Source organism: Pelagicoccus enzymogenes, assembly GCF_014803405.1.
In the GTDB taxonomy this organism is placed as follows: Bacteria; Verrucomicrobiota; Verrucomicrobiia; order Opitutales; family Opitutaceae; genus Pelagicoccus; species Pelagicoccus enzymogenes.
Genome location: NZ_JACYFG010000038.1, coordinates 268,507 through 288,809, shown reverse-complemented (window position 1 = coordinate 288,809; position 20,303 = coordinate 268,507). Strand labels below are relative to the sequence as shown.

The following is a 20,303-nucleotide window of genomic DNA, read 5'->3' as shown; positions in this document are numbered from 1 at the left end:
GAACATCCGGCCTTTTTTTGCCTCCAGCTTTCAGATTTCGAGCTCCCACCACTCTCAAACCATGGACAAGATTCAAGCCTCTCCACTTCTCTATAGAAAAGACTTCGAGCATGACGCTTGCGGCGTCGGACTGCTCGCCAACATCAACGGCGAACGCTCCCACGCCCTGCTGCAAAAATCGCTGCAAGCCCTCAAGAACCTCGCTCACCGCGGAGCCGTCGACGCCGACGCTATCACGGGAGACGGAGCCGGCATCCTCACGCAAATTCCACACCAGCTCTTCCGGGAATTCCTTGAAGACCAAGGCAAGCAGCTCTTCAACGACGACGACCTCGGCGTCGGCGTCATCTTCCTCCCTCGCAACGACGACTACGCCCAAGCCCACGGCCGCAAGATCATCGAAAACGCGGTCGAAGCCGAAGGCCTCAGCCTGCTGGCTTGGCGCTACATCCCGGTCGACCCCAATTGCCTCGGTCGCAAGGCCGACCGCACCCAGCCCCACATGGTGCAAGCCCTCATCGCCAAGACTGGCGAGCTGAGCCCCGAAGAGTACGAGCGCAAACTTTTCCTCGCCCGCAAGACAGCGGAGCGGGAAGCCGAGAAGGCGGAGCTGCAAGATTTCTACATCTGCAGCTTTTCCTGCCGCACTATAATATACAAGGGCATGCTCAATTCTCCTCAGGTACGGAAATACTTCCCCGACCTGCGCGATCCCTCCTACACCACCAACTTCGTCATCTTCCACCAGCGCTACTCCACCAACACCTTCCCGCAGTGGCACCTGGCCCAGCCGTTCCGGATGATGGCCCACAACGGGGAAATCAATACCATTCGCGGCAACCGCAACTTGATGCGAGCCCGCGAAAACTCAAACGTGCACGGCATCTGGGGAGAACGCTTCGCCGACCTCAGGCCCATGCTGCAGCCGGACATGTCCGACTCCGCCAGCTTCGACAACACCCTCGAGCTTCTCACACTCGGTGGACGGTCCGCCTTGCAAGCCGTCACCATGATGATGCCCCCTGCTTGGGAAAACAACAGCCTGCTCGACGATTCCATGCGCGGCTTCTACGAGTATCACGCCTGCATGCTCGAGCCCTGGGACGGCCCCGCCGCCATCGCCTTCACCGACGGACGCTACGTGGCCGCCTCCCTCGACCGCAACGGTTTGCGTCCCGCCCGTTACAAAATCTACGAGGACGGCACCTTCATGCTCGCCTCCGAACTCGGCCTCATCGACGAGACCGACATGAAGACCCTGCGTTCCGGCAGGCTCGGCCCAGGCAAGATGCTCGCCATCGACATGCAGGAACACAAGTTCCTCGACGACGCGGAAATCAAAGCCCAAATCGGCAGCGACGAGCGATTCCACAATTGGTGCCACGAACACCTGGTCGACATCCAAAGCTACTCGGCTGAATCGAAAACGAGCATCTCGAACCCTGACGACGAAGAGATCCACCGTCAGCTCGCCTTCGGGTATGAAAAAGATGAATACGACATCATCTTCAAGCCCATGGCTGAATCCGCCATGGAAGCCATCGGTTCGATGGGCGACGACACGCCGCTGGCATTCCTCTCCCGCAAGCCCCGTTTGCTCTACACCTACTTCCGCCAGCTCTTCGCCCAGGTCACCAATCCGCCCATCGACTCCATTCGCGAGCGCTCCGTGATGTCGCTCAACATGTTCCTCGGTGGACGGCTCGGACTCTTCGAGGACCTCCCGCAATCCGCCGGCTTCATCAAGACCAACAGTCCGGTCTTGTTCAACAACGAGCTATCCGCGCTTTTCGACGTCAAGTTCCTCAAGGACCGCGTCATTCGTTTGGACGCGACCTACGACGTATCATCGGGTGCCGCGGGATTGGAAGCCGCCATCAAGGACCTCATTTCTCGAGCCCAAGATGCAGTGGAGAGCAAAGCTGCAAAACTTATCGTACTCTCCGACCGCAACGTATCCAAAAACCGGATTGCGATCCCTATGCTGCTCGCTGTCGGGGCCGTTCACCAGCACCTCGTGAAAACAGGCTACCGGATGAAGTGCGACATCGTTGCCGAGTCCGGCGAAGCGCGCGACGTACACCACATCGCCTGTCTTCTCGGCTTCGGGGCGAACGCGGTCAACCCTTACATCGCCCTCGCCATCATGACGAACTTCGCCGATCGCGGAGAGCTAGAAGGCGTCGACGCCACGACCGCTGCCAAGAACTACCGTACCGCTATCGACAAAGGCTTGCTCAAGATCATGGGCAAGATGGGGATCAGCACGCTCTTCTCCTACTGCCGCTCGCAAATGTTCGAAGCCATCGGCATTTCGCAAACCGTCATTGACGAATGTTTCACCGGTACCCCCAGTCCCATCGGAGGTATTGGCTACGAACTCATCGCCGAGGAAGCCTTGGCTCGCCACAAACGCGCCTACGATCCGGAACTCACCGCGGAGCTGGAGAGCGAAGGGTACTACAAGGTCATTCGCAAAGGCGGGGAATTTCACGCTTGGAACCCCAAGGTCGTGGGCGGCATGCATCGCTTCCTCAAAACGCGAAAGAAGGAAGACTACGACAACTACCGCCAGCAATCCGACGAGCACCAGCCTTACGCCATCAAGGACCTCCTTCGGATCAAGTATCCAGATTCTGGAGTCGACATCAGCCAAGTGGAAGAGATCGAGGACATTCGTCGTCGCTTCTGTACCGCTGGCATGTCGCTCGGAGCCTTGTCTCCCGAGTGCCACGAAACCTTGGCCATCGCCATGAACCGCATCGGCGGCAAGTCGAATTCAGGGGAAGGCGGCGAGGAACCGCGTCGCTACTCCCTGCTCGAAAACGGTGACAACGCCGCATCCGCCATCAAGCAAGTCGCCTCCGGGCGCTTCGGCGTCACCGCGGAGTACTTGGCTTCCGCCAAGGAAATCGAAATCAAGATCGCCCAAGGGGCCAAGCCAGGGGAGGGCGGCCAGCTCCCGGGCCACAAGGTCTCGCCGCTCATCGCCAAGCTCCGCTTCAGCGTGCCCGGCGTTACGCTCATCTCTCCGCCGCCTCACCACGACATCTATTCTATCGAGGACTTGGCCCAGCTCATCTTCGACCTCAAGGAAGTGAACCCGCGAGCCAAGGTTTGCGTGAAGCTCGTCTCCAGCTCCGGAGTCGGCACCGTAGCCGCCGGCGTCGCCAAAGCATACGCCGACGTAATTCTAGTGTCAGGGCACGACGGCGGTACTGCCGCTTCGCCACTTTCCTCCGTCAAGTACGCCGGCTCATCCTGGGAAATCGGCATCGCCGAAACGCATCAAGTGCTAATGATGAACGGCCTACGCAATCGTGTCACCCTCCGTACCGACGGGGGCATGAAAACAGGTCGGGACATCATCATCGCCGCGATTCTCGGAGCGGAGGAATTCAACTTCGGAACTTCCGCCATGATTGCTGCGAGCTGCGCTATGTTCCGTGTTTGTCATCTGAATACATGTCCAGTGGGTGTCGCCACGCAACGCGACGACCTGCGGGCCAAGTACAAGGGCACCGCCGAAAACGTTATCAACTTCTTCAATGCGGTCGCCGAGGACGTGCGCTACTACCTGGCCAAGCTAGGGGTACGCAAACTCGATCACCTTGTGGGTCGCACCGAGTTCCTGGAGCAAATCGACGATCCGGAAAACGCCAAAACCGCCACGGTCAACCTCAGCGGTCTGCTGCATAATCCAGACCCCAGCGGCGAAGCGCCTCGTATCCATACGCGGCCTCGCAACGAGCGTCTCGGCTTCGACGGCAGCCTCGACAATACTATTATCCAAGAGTCGCACGACGTCGTCGTCGGACGGGCCGCCTCCTTCTCCGGCAAGTACCGCGTCGGAAATACGGACCGTTGCCTCGGCACCAAGCTCTCCGGCGAAGTTGCCTACGTACGCGGCAACAACCACTTGCCTCCCGGCTCCATCGACCTCGTTTTCAAGGGTACCGCCGGGCAAAGCTTCTGCACCTTGCTCACCCACGGCATCAAGGTCACCTTGCTCGGCGAAGCCAACGACTACGTCGGCAAAGTCATGAGCGGCGGAGAAATCATCATCCGCCCGGGTGAAGAGCAAACCTACGACTGGACCCAGAACACGCTGCTCGGGAACACTTGTCTCTACGGCGCCACTGGCGGAAACCTCTTCGCCGCAGGACTCGCCGGCGAGCGTTTCGGAGTCAGAAACTCCGGAGCGGTAGCAGTCGTCGAGGGAGTAGGGGACCACGCTTGCGAGTACATGACTGGGGGCCTTGTCGTCTGTCTTGGAAAAACGGGTACAAACTTCGGAGCAGGGATGAGCGGCGGACTCGCCTTCGTCTACGACGCCGACAACGTTTTCGAGCACTACTACAATCCCGCCATGGTAGACATCGAGCGCATTGGCGACAACGGTGAGATCGACGCCCTCAGGAAAGTGGTCAAAGCCCACTTCGAGAACACGCAAAGCCCGCACGCCAAAGCCCTCTTGGACGATTGGCAAAAGACCACCAGCAAGTTCTGGAAAGTCGTGCCCAAGCCATCCGTTCCGGACATGCCCAAGAATGTGTTGAGAATCGAAGAGCTCTCGATCCCCACATTGAGCGAGCCCGTCGTAAACGTTTGAACACTTAGGCCTCTCCCCGAAAAAGGGAGAGGCCTTTTTGTGCCCAGATGTGAGCGAATATCTTCGACCTCGTTTCACCACCTCGGGGAATGCGCACGCTGCGATTCCAGCGGGACCGCAATGCCTTGCGTTAGCTAAGTAAATCTACCACGATGGCCTCCTTGAATCCAAAACCGAAGACGCTCCTGTTACTGATTCCCGTCCTCGCGGTCCTCGTAAGCTTCGTTTTCTGGCGAAAGGCTGACTCTGATGCGCCCAACAACAAGACCGGGGAGAACAAAGTCGTCGAACACGCGGCTGCGACCGGGGCGGAAGAGCGTCCCGAACCGTCGCAGGAAGTGGAGCACCAAACTGCCTTTTCCCGCGAGTCCCTAGAAGTCGACAACGAGGAACCCGAAAGCGGCTTCGAGGCATTGGAGATTCTTGCCCTCGAGAAGCTCCCTCCCGATCAACACGACCACAATCTCGGTACCTGGCTCGGATCCTTCGAGCCGCATCCTCGCAGCTGGCAGAACTTTGCATCTGCCGAAGCTCCTACCGTTAAACTGAAGCTGAGCACTCCGGACGGGGTCAGCCACCAGATCACATTCGAACGCTACAACAAGTTCGGCGAAAGCAAAGGCATCTACTCCGGCTCTCTCAAGGACCAGCCCTTTTCCGACGCCTTGATTAGCTTCGTTGGGGAGGCAGTCGTTGGTACTCTGAGAATTCCAAGCGAAGGGATCGCTTGGGAAATCCGCAATCGCGCCCCGGGCGTTCAGGCCTTCGAAAAGGTCGACCTTAGCAAGCTCCCTGGGTGCGCCGCCTGCCGCCATGAATAGTTTCCGTTGGCTAAACGCCGGCACCATCGCCGCCTTACTCGTGCTGAATCTCGGATTTCTCCCCCGAGCCTACGCCGCCACCATAGACCTGCTCGTGGTTTACACCCCTAGCTTGGAACAGGACTATGGAGGCTACGACGGCGTCGAAGCTTTGGTTCGCGCCAGCGTTGAGAGCTCGAACTTGAGCTTCCAGAACAGCAATATCGACTTGGAGCTCCGCCTCGTGGGATTGAGGAAGGTCGATTATACCGAGGACCCAGACGACATGGGGGTGGACCTCGATCATCTGCGAAATCTAGACGGTGTCATCGACGAGACGCGTACCTGGCGCAACGAGGTGGGAGCGGACGTTATCTACCTGTTTCGCAGCGATTCCTATGGCATCGACCACATCGGAAAAGCGTGGCTGCTAGACGACGAAAACGGAGAGGAAAGCTACGCCTACGGAGTGCTCAGCGGTCAGTACGCTCTCAGCGATCTCGTGCTGCAACACGAGATAGGACACAACCTCGGAGCCGCCCACGATCCAGACAATGCCAAAAACGGCGGCCTCTATTCCTATTCTTACGGGCATCGCTTCACCGTATTCTCAAGTACCTATCGCTCAGTCATGGCCTATTCACCGGGATGGGAAGTCAACTACTTCTCCAGCCCCAACGTTCGATACGAGGGCGTCGCCACCGGTACCGCCCAACGCGACAACGCTCGCACGCTTCGCCAAACCGCTTCCACCGTCGCCGGCTACCGCAGCTTCAAACCTAGCAAACCAACAGCTGTTGCAGACTACGACGACTCAGAATGGATTGAAGACACCGACAATGACGGATACGAGACGGTCACCCTCGACGGAAGCGGAAGCCGCGGCTGGCCCGGCATAGAAGCTTGGCAGTGGTCGTGGCCGGGCGGAAGCGCCAGCGGCGAGACCGTGGAGGCAAAGCTACCACTCGGCACCAATACCGTGACACTCAACGTCACAGGGGTCGGCGGACTCAAAGACAGCGCGTCCATCCAAGTGACCGTGCACGGCTTCTCGCCCATCGAAAACATATTCACAACCCAACACGGACTGTTTCTGCAAAAGGCGGACGGCCGTACCTCCGCGGCAGGATACAATAGCGATAAGCTGATGGGAGTAGAAACGAACCAGTCCTCCATCACGATCCTTACGAGGATAAAGTTCGACAACCTCCATCAAGTCAGCGGCAAAGGAGGCCAAACGCTCTTTCTTCTAAAAGACGGGTCCGTCTATGGAACTGGCTACTACTGGAATCAGAACTTCCCCGATAAAACAGTGGATGGCTTTACCAAAATCTTCGACGGAGGTATTGTCTCGGTCGCGAGCGGATCCTCTCACTCGCTATTCCTCGACGACGAAGGAAAAGTCTGGGGAGCTGGATCCAATTACGACGGCCAACTCGGTGGCGGGCCCGAGAGTTCTAATTCGACCGAACTATCCGTCATATTCGATTCCGGAGCCAAGGCCATCAGTGCAGGTCAAACGTTCTCCTCGATAATCGGGACTGACGGCTCCCTTCTGGTGAGCGGTAAAGTACGCTACGACTCCTTCCCTGGTGTAGAGTACTCGGACTATCGGAGTTTCACCAAAATCGAACAGAGCGGTGTTGTCGCCTTCGATTCCGGCGACGAACACATCGTCTACCTGAAGGAAGACGGTAGTGTATGGACCACTGGATACAACCGGGAAGGACAATTGGGAACGGGCGACCAAAATCGGAAAGTCGATCAAGCGCAAAAGATAGTGGATACAGGGGCCGCGAGCGTCGAAGCAGGATCCAACAACACCTACGTCACAATGAATGACGGAACTATCTGGGGAACAGGCTACGGCCTGATAAGCCCTCAAACCTTTCGCTCAGAAAATGCCTATGAGCTTCAGCCAATTTTTACTTCGCGGGTACAAAAAATTTCCGCGAGCAACAATCTGCTCGCAGTGCTCCTCAAAGATGGCTCCGTCTGGGTAGGGGGCCGCAATGACTACGGACAATTGGGGCTGGGCTATACGAGCCACCAGATGAGCCCGCTCCTGCAAACCACTCCTGTAACCGACCTCAGCCAGCCCAACGGAGCTCCCACTGCTCGGGGAAAAGTCCTCGGGTATCCAATCGACGACGACGGAGATGGCTTCGCAACAGTCAACCTCGACGCCAGCAACTCCAGCGACGATTGGAGAATAGAGAGTTACCTTTGGACCCTGCCGGACGGCCCAAGCAACGAGCAAAAACCAACCGTTCTACTCCCAGTTGGAGAATCAAGCTTAACCCTAACCGTTTTCGACGATCAAGGCCTCCAACATAGCCAAGACTTCATCGTCGAGGTGCAGCCCTACACTCGTCCTAAATCTGTGTACGCCGGCCACGACCGGTTTTTCATAATTAAGGAGGACGGATCGCTCTGGTGCGCTGGGGAGGCAGACGGTCAGCTTTTCGGCTCCGACTACACAGAGTATTTTTTCCAGAAGCCTACCCCCGTCATGGCGAGCGGCGTCGTAAAAGTCGTCGATGGTTCCAACCATTGCCTTGTCCTAAAAACCGATGGCAGCGTTTGGGGAACCGGGTCGAACAACCAAGGCCAACTCGGTCTCGGAGAACAGCCATCGAGCAAAGGCTTCGTCGAAATCTGGCCTAGCGGTGCGACAGATATTGCGGCTGCGGCACACATGAGCTTGATCCTGCTCGACGACGGTACCGCCTACGGAATGGGCCAAAACTACCAAGGTCAGATTGCTGACTCGGCAGCGGATATAGTGCACAGTCCTCATCGCCTGCCTCTTGAGGGAATCAGAGAGCTAGCAACCAGTGGATACAATTCTATCCTGCTTCTCGAAGATGGAAGGATCATACAACTACAGCGCTCAACGGATGAAAGAACGGAACCTTTCATCGAAATCGTGAGCGAGGGAGCCAAGCACCTCGAAGCCGTCAACTCTAACCTCCTTCTATACATCGACCAAGAAGGCCACATTTCTCACAGAAGCCTCGGTTCATACACACCCTATTTCGGAAACTACCTCTTGGAACCAGACTTCTCTTTTACGAAGATCATCCAAGAGGGCGTAACGGATATTCAACTACGAACCCAATCCCCTCTAATTTTGGATGCAATCGGAGCATGCTATACTCTGGGCCAATCGTATCCTAGAAACAACTACCTACCACTTCCAAATTATCAAAAAGACTTCTTCTTCTTCTCATCCGTTGAACAAGCGTCGGCCTACGACGACTTGGCAGTTTTCCTTCTTGAGGATGGATCAGTTTGGCTGTCGACCGTCAACTACCGTTTCGGTCAAGACGTAGCGAGAAACACGACCCCTTCTCTCATCAGCGAGCCATTCGAAACCAGCCAAAACACAGCCCCCATAGCTAAGGTAGCCTATCCTGAGAAAACATACGTCTTGCCGGGAACGCCCAGCAAGATGGTTACTCTGGATGGCAGCGGCTCTACCGACGACAAATTCATAAAGAGCTGGCGTTGGTCCTGGGACAACAATACCGCCAACCGACCCATTCTTTCAGAATACTTCGACGTCGGAACCACCGAGGTCACTCTTACTGTAACGGACTCAGAGGGTATCTTCCACACCGAGAGCGTGACCGTGACCGTCGAGGAGAATACTGAAATAGCGGGCCTTGTTGGGTCACCATCAGCCAACGCGATCCTCTACCGCAACGGTCACGCCCTACTGCAAGGTCACACCACTGGCACTGCGATTGGGCGAGCCCACTCCAATCAAAGCCGTGTTTACGGCCACCAACTAACGCTCGGTAACATTGATCAACTCGACAACGCTTGGAATACTACTGGCCTGATAGACAACGAGGGTGCTCTCTGGCTAACGGGCAACAACACCAGCGGTGAGATGGGAATCGGGTACAAAAGCTTACTCGAACCATTCCGCAAAGTTATCCCCGAGAATGTAGTCGACTTTTCGCTTTCCAATGACGCGAGCTTCGCCTGCTTGTCAGATGGATCCCTCTGGGCAACTGGCCTGAACCGCGACAGCCAGTTCGCAAGCGAATCCATAGTGTCCAGCGACGAATGGTTACAAATCATAGAATCCGGCGTATCCCAAGTAGAGACCGATGGCAGCACTGTCTACATCATGAAGGAAAATGGATCGGTTTGGATGTTCGGTAGAAACCGAACGTTCGACTCAAGCTCTTTGCCATACAACTCTATCGTTGTATCCCCAATACAAATACTGGAAAGTGACGCCAAAGAAATCTTATCCTCCAACAGGGTCATTCTGGTGGTTAAGCAAGACGGATCTCTCTGGGGAGCCGGGTCGAACGACTCTTCAAAGCTGGGACTTCCACTCAACGTTCATCGAAGCAACCAGTTCGTAAAACTATCAAACGGCCCTGTAACCAAAGCTCGTACCATCGGTAACAGAACAATCTGGCTCATGGAGGATGGCAGCTTGTGGGGTGTCGGATCAAGTTACAACCGGCTCCTGGGGCTGGGATACACTGACGGGTATACGGCCATAAAGGACCCTCTTGCGCTTTTCAGAAGTGGCATCCGGGACTTCAGCCTCAGCAACGACGCGACTGTAGTGCTCACCGACGACGGATCCATCTACTCAACCGCGAAAGGCGACTTCGGCTACAACGACTCCTCCACCAATTACTCTTCGACTTGGCATCCTCTATCCTCAGATTCAAAACCTCAAGGAAACGCCAGCCCTATCGCCAATGCCGGAAGCGACCGCGTATTTTACGCGACGCATGACTACGGTCACGTCACACTGGACGGAACCTTGTCCCAAGACGATTGGGCCATCGAGAAGTGGCAATGGGACCTCAACGGGTACCAGATCAATTCAGCTTTAACGGAGGTCTACCTGAACGTCGGAATCTACACGGCTACGCTCACAGTGACCGACTTTTTCGGCAATACCTCCTCGGATACAGTAGAGATCGAACTTCGCACAGGCAGTGCATTCGACGCTTGGCTTCCCATCTACCTAAGCGGGGAGCAGATCGACGGGCTCGACGACAAAAAGAACTCGGATTTCGATCAGGACGGGCATTCCAACTACATCGAATTTCTTTTCCAGACTGATCCCGCAAGCAAGATCTCCAAGGCTTCACTTGGATGGTTATATAGTTCGGGATACCTGTTTCTGGATGTGTTTGGATCAAGTGCCTACGGAGACCTTCCAATTCTCATGTCTACAGACTTAATACACTGGTCTCCTTGGGACGGAGCTCCAGTCGACCTACAGTCGAGTGGTCCAGTCTTTCTTAAGATTAGCGACCAACTGTATTGAATAGATTAGTACACGAGCTCAACCTCTATAATGCTCCTCCAGGAACGCCTTCAAGCGAGTCGCTGTTTCTAGGCCGATCCCATCTACCGATCGTAGCTCGGTTAGGGAAGCAGACTTGAGTCGTTCGATACTTCCAAACTCGTCCAACAAGGCATTCTTCTTTTTCGGACCTAATCCAGTGAAGTCATCTAGTATGCTTTCACGGATACGTTTGCTGCGAAGGTCGGCGTTGAAGGTATTGGCGAAGCGGTGAGCCTCGTCGCGGCAACGTTGCAGTAGCTGAAGCCCTGAGTGCTTCAGCGGAAGGCGAAGGGGAGGGCGTTCGTCAGGAAAGATGATCGTCTCGTGCTTCTTCGCCAAGCCGATCAATTCAGGAGGATCCAAGTCCTGTAATAGGAACGATTTGATGGCGGCTCCTACTTGGCCCATGCCACCGTCGATGACGATCAGGTCGGGGAAAGGTTTGCCTTCCTTGTGCAGCCTTCGGTAGCGCCGGCCTACCACTTCTTCCATGGAGCGAAAATCGTCGTTTCCTTCGAAGCTCTTTATCTTGAAGCGTCGATAACCCGCTTTGTTCGGCTTCCCGCCAACGAATTGTACCATCGAAGCAACTACAAAAGTCCCCGAGATGTGGGAGATATCGAAGCATTCGATGACGTTGGGCGGATTCCTCATGGACAGCTCTTTCTGCAGCGACTCCAAGGTCTCGTCGGCACTCTCCCTTACCGGAAGATCTCGCTCGAATTTCCGCGTTTTCTTCAAAGAAGCTTCCAAGGCAAAAACGATATCCCTCAAGGCGGCCGCTTTCTCGTAGTTTCGCTCCGCGGCTTCCTTCACCATCTCCTGTTTCAGCTCGTCCAGCCACTCCTTCGACTTACCTTGCAGGAACTCGCAAGCCTGCTCCACCCGTTCTTGGTATTCCTCTAGCGTCACCAAATTCTCATGACCGTAGATTTCCGAGCGAACGTCGTCGTACAAACGAAACCGATTCTCGTCTTCCTTCTTAGGCGAGGCATCGCCCAGTAAAATGCCAAAGCGGCGGCGCATTTCCGTCAGGGTCTTGCGAATATGGTTGGCGTGCGCGAAGGGACCAAAGTAGCGAGCTCCATCTTCCTTTTTGAAGCGAGCCAAGGCGAAACGGGGAAGTTCACGCGTGACGTCCACCCTTACCAAGAGGAAGCGCTTGTCGTCCACAAAGTCCGTATTGTACTTCGGCTTCCACTTTTTGATGAGCTTCCCTTCCAATAGCAGGGCTTCCGGTTCGGACTTCACCTCGATGTACTCGAAGTCGCGAATCATCTGCACCAAGGCTCGAATCTTAGGTTGGTGCGTAAACCGCTTGGACGCTTGAAAGTAGGAAGACACCCGTTTCTTCAAGTTCTTGGCCTTTCCCACGTAGATCACTGAACCGAGCCGGTCTTTCATGAGGTAGACGCCCGGTTTGTCCGGGAGACGACGCACCTTCTCTTTCAAGTCACTGGAAATGGATTCAGGCATTTTTGATTGATCGAATAGAAACGCTGGCGAATTGTAATCGCTTCGCTGTCGGAGCAAGCACCTCGGTACGCTAGACTTTGAAAAGTAGCGAAAGTCGCAAGACTTTCGACCAAGCAGCCAATCCGATTCCCCACTTATTCGTTCACGCTCAAATGCCTGGAAAACCAAAGATCATCCTCCTCACCCTCGGAGAGGAACTCCTCCTCGGACTGACCCCCAACGGACACCTCACCTATATCGGCGACCAGCTGCGGCAGGTAGGGACGCCCATGCACGCGAACGTCACTATCTCCGACGCGCCTGAGGATATCGAATCCTACTTCGAGGATTATTGGAAGAAGGCAGACGTGCTCATAACCACCGGTGGGCTTGGCCCCACGGTCGACGATCGAACGAAGGAGGTGATAGGGGAGTGCCTCGGAGAAAAGCTGGTGTACGACCCTACGGTCATGCAGGCGATAGAAGCTCGCTTCGAAGCCCTCGGACTCGAACTCAATCCCAACAACCGCAAGCAAGCCTACCATTTCGAAAACGCCGAGGTGCTGCACAATCCAAACGGGACCGCTCCAGGACTCTGGCTCGAGAAGTTTGGAAAGATCTTGGTCATGCTCCCAGGCCCGCCCCACGAATTGCAACCCATGTTCAAGGACCAGGTACTTCCACGCCTGCAGGACAAGGGGCTCGTACAGGACAGTGAGAACTATATCCAAATCCGCACTACAGGAATCGGAGAATCGAATCTAGAAACGCTGCTGCAACCTATCGCCGAACGCGAGTCAGGACTCGAACTCGCCTACTGCGCCCACCCAGGCATGGTGGACTTCCGCATGAGTTTCCCAGATCAGGTCAATCCCTTCGATCGACTCGCTGAACTTGCGGAAGAGTGCAAGAAACTACTCGGCGAGAGCTTCCTCACGATTGGAAACGACACCCTCCTAGACATCGTATCCAAAATACTAAGACGCAAGAAACTGAAGCTTGCTACCGTCGAAAGCTGCACCGGAGGGTATATCGCCAACGAGATCACAAACATTTCTGGTTCTTCCGAGTATTTTGTCGGCGGCCTAGCTACCTACAGCACCGGAGCGAAAGAAGATCTAATCAGCGTACCCTTTGAACTGATACAACAGCATACTGCCGTAAGCGAGGAAGTAGCAGTCGCCATGGCTACCGGCGTCGCGGAGCGACTGGAGGCTGACTACGCCATCAGCGCCACTGGCTACATTGGTCCCGGGGGCGGAACCGAAAAGGATCCAGTAGGAACCGTCTATATCGGTTTGCATAGTCCATCTGGAGCATTCGCCCGCAGGTTCAGTTTTCGAGGTCCGCGCATCGCCCAAAAGCGCCGCGCCTTCAATGCTGCTATGGACCTCCTGCGCCGAGAGCTGATCTAGCAGCCCCACCGGAAAGCGCTCTTTACCTTTCCATCTTCAGCACCCTTACTGCTCTGAGGCATGAATCGTACCACGGACAAATTGGATCGCCCACTGCGGGACCTGAGAATCTCGGTCACTGATCAGTGCAACTTTCGTTGTTCCTACTGCATGCCGAAAGAGATCTTCGGTCCCGACTACGCCTTCCTCCCCAAAGAGCTCGTGCTCTCCAACGAGGAAATCGTTTTTGCAGCCAGAAGCTTCGCAGCCCTAGGAGTAAAGAAGCTTCGCCTCACCGGTGGTGAGCCTTTGCTGCGGCCCGACTTGAGCGAATTGATTTCAAGCTTGATGGCGGAAACCGGAATCGAGGATATCTCGCTCACCACCAACGCGTCCCTGCTGCCTCGGTACGCAACAAAGCTGAAGGAGGCTGGATTAAAGCGCATCAACATCAGTCTCGACAGCCTGGACAAGGAACGCTTCGCCCTCATGAGCGGGGGTCGCTCTTCTCCGGAAGCGGTGATTCGCGGCATCGACGCCGCGGAAGCAGCGGGGCTTCCCATCAAGGTAAACATGGTGGCCAAGCTCGGCGTTAACGAGCAAGACATCCTTCCCATGGCGAGCTACTTCCGTGAACGAAAGATCACGCTGCGCTTCATCGAGTTCATGGACGTAGGGGAGACCAACGCCTGGAAGATGGACCAAGTGGTGCCGGCTAAACAGATATTGGAAACCATCGGAAGACACTACGAATTCGAAGCGCTTGAGCCTAGCTACCGAGGGGAGGTCGCCTCACGCTATCGCTTCAAGGACACTGGCAGCGAATTCGGTATCATCAATTCCATTACAAATCCATTTTGCGGCGACTGCAACCGAGCACGGCTTTCCGCAGAGGGCAAGCTCTACACCTGCCTCTTCGCCACCGCTGGCACCGACTTGAAGCAGCACATCCGTTCCGGCATCAGCCAAGCAGACTTTACACAGCTTGTATCCAAACTCTGGAGCATCCGCGAAGACCAATATTCGGAAGACCGCAGCAAAGGCCGTCCCCTCAAGAGCAACAAGAAAGTCGAGATGTCCTACATCGGAGGCTGAACAGCCGTCCTTTTAATATCACCCGTCGACATCCTCGTTGTTCCCCAACAGACGAGCGAGGTAAGGGTTAGGAAAACGTCTCTTGGTTGTGATCGCGTAAAACCGTTCGCGTACTGAAGGGATCTTGCAGATTTCGATCAACTCACCCGACTGCAGCTCGTCTTGCACGACGATGGGAGGTACCAGCGAGACCGCTTTGGCTTCCTTGGCCATCAAACGCAACATCGCCATGTCGTTCGCTTCGGCAGCGATCAAGGGAGACATGCCGGCCCGTTCCATCAACAAGTCGAAACTTGAGCGAATACCGCTTTCCAAGCTGGGCAGCACCACCGGGACGTTCTCCAGATCATCAGGAAACTTGAATTTCGCCGGCAGAGCCAACTCTCCTCCCGCCACCAAGCTAACACTCTGTTCCGCCAGCAGGATGCTGCGGGTGGTCGGTTCGATTTCTCTGGGAACCGAACTATTGGAAAGCACCAAGTCGATAGTGTGGGCTTTCAGTTGACTGATTAACTCTCGAATGCTCGCCGAGTAGATCACAACTTCAAGCTCTTGGTCATCAAGCGCTTCCTTAAGAAATCCTATCTGGAAGTTCTTGGAGAGCGTCGCCACAGCCCCCACCCGTAACACTTTGCGAAACCGACCGCCTCGATTGCGTAGGGTGGCCAGCATTTCCTCCCCAGATCGAAAGATCGAGTCCGCATAGCTCATCACCATGCGTCCCTCTTCGGTCAGCATTAGCGACTTGTGTTCTCGCTCGAACAAGGAGCAATCCAAACTCTCCTCCAGTTTCTTCAGCTGAATACTCAATGCCGACTGCGAAACCTTAAGCCGCCGGGCCGCTCGCGTGAGATTCCCTTCGCGGGCGATCGCCAAAAAGTAGCGCAAGTGGTGATAGTTGAGCTGACTCATCGATATAAAATATAGAACGATTTTTAAATATACTTATATTGGATCAATGCAAGTGCTTATGATAGACTAGAGGGAATGAACACGCTCATCGCATTCACCTTGCTCTCAATCCCTCTCGCCTACCTTGTCTGGCTCTTTTTTCCGTCTCGTTCGCTGAACAGACGCGGAGCCCGTTCCGCTGTCTGGGCGGAGCGAATCGCCTGGGGAACGCTGCTCGCAGCCGGCGCCAGCGTGGCGCTCTGGATGGCAAACGGCCGGGCTCCCTCAACTTGGGGACTGGGCTTCGAAAGTTTCCTTGGGATTCGCTTCGACGCGCTTTCCACCCCTTTGCTAGTTCTGGTGTGTTTCCTGGCAGCCATCATCCTTCGCTTTTCGCGCAACTACATGGCAGGTGATCCTCGCAAAGGAGAGTTCGTGAAGTGGATCTGTGCCACGCTTGGTTGCGTACTGGCCCTGATCTTGGCTCCCGGGCTGATCCAGTTCGCCGCCGCATGGATCGGCACCAGCCTTAGCTTGCATCGCCTGCTGGTCTATTTTCCCAACCGGCCCGGTACTTTGTTCTCGGCCCGCAAGAAATTCCTCTTGAGCCGCATCGCCGACATCGCAGTGATCGCCGCCTTCGTAGGCCTCTACCAAACCATCGGCAGTCAAAATTTCAGCGCTATCTTCGCCCAAATGTCGGCAGAGTCCGAGCGGCTGCTGTGGATCGGTTCGCTCATCGCTTTGGCAGCCGTCTTGAAATCAGCCCAATTCCCATTCCACACCTGGCTTCCCGACACCATGGGAACTCCCACTCCCGTCTCCGCACTCATGCACGCGGGCATCATCAACGCAGGCGGCGTGCTGCTGATCCGTTTCGCTCCCGTTTTCGTGGCGGCTCCCGGCCCGCTCTACGCGGTCGCTGTCGTAGGAGCCCTCACCGCAGTCTTCGCCTCCTTTGTGATGCTCTCGCAAACCAGCGTGAAACGCGGACTGGCTTATTCGACAATCGCCCAAATGGGCTTCATGCTCATGCAATGCGGACTTGGAGCCTTTCACTTAGCCTTGCTGCACATTCTCGCCCACTCTCTCTATAAAGCGCACTCCTTTCTCTCTTCCGGATCGACCGTTCACACTATTGATACCTTGTCGACCGACTCTAAAGCGAAGCGCGAGGTACACCTTCCGCTCTTCGCTGCTGTCGCCATCTCCTTCATCATCGTCTTCGGACTAGCCTGGGCGTTTGGAATCAACCCGAGCCAAAAGCCCGGAATGATCGCTCTCGGAGTTGTGGTCGCCATGGCAACCACCCAGCTGCTCCTACGTCAACTCCGTCGCGACGTGAGTCCCGCATGCATCCTTCGCGTAACTGCGGTAGCCTTTTCGGTCGCTACCGTATACCTCGTTCTCGCATCGCTAGCAGCCTGGTGGATGGAGCCGTCGCTAACGCCTGCCCCGCTAACGAGCAAGGGATTCGAGCTCACCGTGGCTGGAATCATGTTCCTCGCTCTCGCTACTACGCTGCAACTGCAGATCGGCAGTCGCATTCTCATCCCGCTCCGCCTCCGAGACGCCCTCTACGTACACGCACTCAACGGTTTCTACATCAACATATTGGCCAACCGAATCCTTAAGCTCGTAAAGCTTCAGCCAAAACGCGCCTAAGCCTCCTCGACGTAACATCATGATGAATACAATAGATAAACTTTCTTCCCAAATCGACCAAGCTTGCCGAGCTATCGCTCCCTTGTGGCCACTGAAGCACTTCGTCGCAGTGAATCCATTTGTCGGATACGCGGATCGTCCCTTCAGCGAGACTTCCGAACACCTGAAGCAAGTACACGGTGACTATCCGCTCCCAAAGATCAGCTGGTTCCTAGAGCAATACAGAGAAAACAAGATCGAAACTTCCAAGATCGTAGAAGCCATCGCTCACGCAAGCGATGAGATTCGCCGTGCCTTCGCGAACAAGGAAGTCGAACTGAAGCTCGAAACGTTCCTGCAAGAGAGCATTGAACCTTTTCTCGAAGAAGAGGTTCCGTATCAACTGGAGACCTTCTCTTCATATGTCGACAAGCGGGAGGGAAGCCAATGGAACCACTTGTTGAAGCAAGAAGCTGCTAAGTGGTGCGCTGCCCATTTCGACAAAGGTCAATCGTCTTGGCGATCTCCTTGGTGTCATCTCAGCTTCTTCGAAGCATGGAGAAAGTCCGTCAAAATCGACAAGTCCCTCGATTGTAGCGAAATTTATGATACGCGGAAAGTCCTAGCGAAGATACCGCACGAACCCCTGCAAGCCATCGCTTATGCCATGGATGTCTTGCAGATCCCCCAAGAGCGCGTCGCCGACATCTTGGAGCGTACCCTGCTGAAACTGACGGGCTGGGGTGGCTACCTAAGATACCTTGATCGGGAAAACGAGCTGCGCGGCAACGATAGCGACTACGGGCTGCAATTGCTCGCGGTGCTCCTCAGCTACGAGGTTATCCTGCACCATAACCTGAAATCCGATCACGACAGAATGCTCGGCTGGCAACGCAGCTTGCAAGAGGACCTAAGCGATACTGGCGAGACCAGCATCCCGTTCGATCTTGCTCTCCGCCTCCTCTGGCAGGAGAGCCTCGAACGTTCTATCGAAAAGTCGTTCCAACAAGCGATTCAGCCGGCGATCCCGGACAGCAACGACAGGCCTACACTGCAGGCTGTATTCTGCATCGACGTACGTTCCGAGCGTTTTCGCAGAGCCCTCGAGTCGGTGATGCCCAAGGCTCAAACCATAGGCTTCGCTGGATTCTTCGGAATTCCTGCCGAGCATCACATCCCTGGCAAACCCAGCGCTCAAGCGCTCTGTCCCGCTCTTCTGGCACCCCCCGTAAAAACGGCTCGCTCCCTAAGCGACCTAACCGGGGAAAAATGGCAACGTCTGGAATTCGAGCAAACCGCCGCCATCGATCGAAAGCGCGCCTGGAAAGGGTTCCGCGAATCAGCATCGTCCTGCTTCACTTTTGTGGAGACGTTCGGCTTGAGCTACGCGTACAAGATAATCAAGGACGCGTTTGGCATGGCAGTTTCGCAAAGGAAGCCAGCAACGGCACTTCCCCATTTCGCCCAAGCGATGCAGCCGGCCGATCGGGTCAATCTGGCCGAAAGCATTTTGCGTGGCATCAACCTGACTCAAAACTTCGCAAAGAGAGTACTGATCTGCGGCCACGGAGGTGAGTGCGCTAACAATCCCTACGCTTCCAGCCTCGACTGTGGAGCTTGTGGCGGCCATGCCGGCGACGTAAACGCGCGTCTCGCAGCGAACCTCCTAAATCAAAACAGCGTCCGTCAGGGACTTGAAGCACGGGGAATCAACATCCCAGAGGATACTACCTTCATCGCCGGTCTCCACAATACCACTACGGATGAGGTAACTCTTTTCGATGCGGAAACGAAACCAACCTTGGACTTGGAGAAGGCCTTAGCCCAAGCCGGTGACATTTGCCTGCTGCAGCGTGTCGCAGACTTGGATACGAGCGTGAAAAAACCGTCGTTGAGCAAAATCAGGGCAAAGAGTCGCGACTGGTCGCAAGTGCGGCCGGAGTGGGGGCTCGCTGGAAACGCAGCCTTCATCGTGGCACCTCGCTCATGGACACAGCAAAGCAACCTCTCCGGAAAAGCGTTTCTCCACGAATACGATCCGCAAGCCGACCCTGAGGGAGCGCTCCTTAACGGTATCCTCGGCGGCCCGCTCGTAGTGGGTAGCTGGATCAACCTGCAGTACTACGCTTCCTCCACCGACAACAATGTTTACGGCAGCGGTCATAAGGCGATCCACAATGTAGTTGGCGGAATCGGGGTAGCCCTCGGCAATGAATACGACCTACGTCCCGGCTTGCCGCTGCAGTCGGTCTCAGACGGTACTCACCTCGTGCATACGCCCTGCCGCTTGCACGCCTGTATCGCAGCAAATCCGGCGACCCTCGACAAGATCCTCGAACAGCAACCCCACTTAAAGGACCTAGTAACCAATGGGTGGATACACATGATATCTCTTGGCGAGGACGGATCCCAGTGGCTCAAGCTCCAAGCGAACGGAACATGGACCGACTCGCAGCGAGAGATTGAAGAGGAGGCTCAAGTTTAGAGTCAAACAGCTCGTAATTCCGGCAATTTCCGCTACCGAAAAAGTAGCGGATCTAGCGAGGGATCCGAGCGGCGCCAGCTTCGCTCTCTATGCCATTGAGATGCCGAAATAGTTGAGCAACCCGACTTCTTTCCAGACCCGGTAGCGGCCTTCCCAAGTGATGCGACCGTGCTCTTCTTGGTACTGCGGAGCGAAGAGGAAGCCTTGCGACCACTATCACTTTTTACTTTGGAAACTCCGGAGGCAAATTTGAGCGTAGGCGTGCGGTGGCTACAATCGACATTCGCAATGCAGCATAACCGGCTTCACAGAGAGCACGGACATCTCTTCCAAGGTCGCTTCAAGAGTGTCATCGTTGAAAACGAGTACCAATTGAAATTTAATGAGAGCCCGCATCAGCGACGTTTCGAGAAGCTGCTCGGTTGATGGTCGAAGGGGAGGTTGACGTAGAGTCTACGTTTGCTTTGAAGAAAGGAGCTCGAACTTTGCTTAGATGCCCTAGGCAAGACGCAAGGGGCATTGCGACGGCGACACTAAGTCCGCCGAGTGGGCTGTCCCAATCTGTGTCTACTTGAGGCGCAAACTCGGCTTCCAG

The 20,303-nt window shown here is 55.4% G+C and carries 9 protein-coding genes; 7 read left to right on the top strand and 2 right to left on the bottom strand.

Going from position 1 to position 20,303, the window contains the following annotated elements; all coding sequences use genetic code 11:
- Window positions 1–61: 61 nt before the first annotated feature.
- From gltB to IEN85_RS15930, 3 genes are all read left to right on the top strand, one after another.
- Complete coding sequence (gltB, locus tag IEN85_RS15940) at window positions 62–4,612, top strand: glutamate synthase large subunit (protein ID WP_191618098.1); 4,551 nt, start codon at window positions 62–64, stop codon at window positions 4,610–4,612.
- Window positions 4,613–4,764: 152 nt separating this feature from the next.
- Window positions 4,765–5,433 carry a hypothetical protein gene (locus IEN85_RS15935; RefSeq protein ID WP_191618097.1) on the top strand — a complete coding sequence of 223 codons (669 nt, stop codon included), beginning with the start codon at window positions 4,765–4,767 and terminating at the stop codon, window positions 5,431–5,433.
- On the top strand, window positions 5,426–10,723 hold the full coding sequence (locus IEN85_RS15930) for a M12 family metallo-peptidase (protein WP_191618096.1): 5,298 nt from the start codon (window positions 5,426–5,428) through the stop codon (window positions 10,721–10,723). Before IEN85_RS15935 ends, IEN85_RS15930 begins: the two co-directional genes overlap by 8 nt.
- Before the next feature lie 18 nt (window positions 10,724–10,741).
- On the opposite strand, the gene IEN85_RS15925 is transcribed toward IEN85_RS15930, so the two are convergent.
- A complete protein-coding gene (locus IEN85_RS15925; protein ID WP_191618095.1) occupies window positions 10,742–12,220 on the bottom strand; it encodes an excinuclease ABC subunit UvrC in 1,479 nt (492 codons plus the stop codon).
- A 152-nt stretch (window positions 12,221–12,372) separates the two neighbouring features.
- Between IEN85_RS15925 and IEN85_RS15920 the strand changes: the two genes are divergently transcribed.
- Both IEN85_RS15920 and moaA read left to right on the top strand, forming a co-directional pair.
- On the top strand, window positions 12,373–13,614 hold the full coding sequence (locus tag IEN85_RS15920) for a CinA family nicotinamide mononucleotide deamidase-related protein (RefSeq protein WP_191618094.1): 1,242 nt from the start codon (window positions 12,373–12,375) through the stop codon (window positions 13,612–13,614).
- A gap of 60 nt (window positions 13,615–13,674) precedes the next feature.
- Window positions 13,675–14,688, top strand: coding sequence for a GTP 3',8-cyclase MoaA (moaA, locus tag IEN85_RS15915; RefSeq protein WP_191618093.1), 1,014 nt, complete (start codon window positions 13,675–13,677; stop codon window positions 14,686–14,688).
- Between the two features lie 18 nt (window positions 14,689–14,706).
- On the opposite strand, the gene IEN85_RS15910 is transcribed toward moaA, so the two are convergent.
- A complete protein-coding gene (locus IEN85_RS15910) occupies window positions 14,707–15,600 on the bottom strand; it encodes a LysR family transcriptional regulator (protein WP_191618092.1) in 894 nt (297 codons plus the stop codon).
- Between the two features lie 75 nt (window positions 15,601–15,675).
- Between IEN85_RS15910 and IEN85_RS15905 the strand changes: the two genes are divergently transcribed.
- Together IEN85_RS15905 and IEN85_RS15900 are read left to right on the top strand one after the other, a co-directional pair.
- A complete protein-coding gene (locus tag IEN85_RS15905; RefSeq protein ID WP_191618091.1) occupies window positions 15,676–17,244 on the top strand; it encodes a proton-conducting transporter transmembrane domain-containing protein in 1,569 nt (522 codons plus the stop codon).
- A gap of 19 nt (window positions 17,245–17,263) precedes the next feature.
- Window positions 17,264–19,708, top strand: coding sequence for a YbcC family protein (locus IEN85_RS15900; RefSeq protein ID WP_191618090.1), 2,445 nt, complete (start codon window positions 17,264–17,266; stop codon window positions 19,706–19,708).
- The last annotated feature ends 595 nt before the right edge of the window (window positions 19,709–20,303 follow it).

Excerpts from the sequence above, each read along its gene's own strand:
- gltB (WP_191618098.1), top strand. The coding sequence starts at position 62 with ATGGACAAGATTCAAGCCTCTCCACTTCTCTATAGAAAAGACTTCGAG.
- IEN85_RS15935 (WP_191618097.1), top strand. The coding sequence starts at position 4,765 with ATGGCCTCCTTGAATCCAAAACCGAAGACGCTCCTGTTACTGATTCCC.
- IEN85_RS15930 (WP_191618096.1), top strand. The coding sequence starts at position 5,426 with ATGAATAGTTTCCGTTGGCTAAACGCCGGCACCATCGCCGCCTTACTC.
- IEN85_RS15925 (WP_191618095.1), bottom strand. The coding sequence starts at position 12,220 with ATGCCTGAATCCATTTCCAGTGACTTGAAAGAGAAGGTGCGTCGTCTC.
- IEN85_RS15920 (WP_191618094.1), top strand. The coding sequence starts at position 12,373 with ATGCCTGGAAAACCAAAGATCATCCTCCTCACCCTCGGAGAGGAACTC.
- moaA (WP_191618093.1), top strand. The coding sequence starts at position 13,675 with ATGAATCGTACCACGGACAAATTGGATCGCCCACTGCGGGACCTGAGA.
- IEN85_RS15910 (WP_191618092.1), bottom strand. The coding sequence starts at position 15,600 with ATGAGTCAGCTCAACTATCACCACTTGCGCTACTTTTTGGCGATCGCC.
- IEN85_RS15905 (WP_191618091.1), top strand. The coding sequence starts at position 15,676 with ATGAACACGCTCATCGCATTCACCTTGCTCTCAATCCCTCTCGCCTAC.
- IEN85_RS15900 (WP_191618090.1), top strand. The coding sequence starts at position 17,264 with ATGATGAATACAATAGATAAACTTTCTTCCCAAATCGACCAAGCTTGC.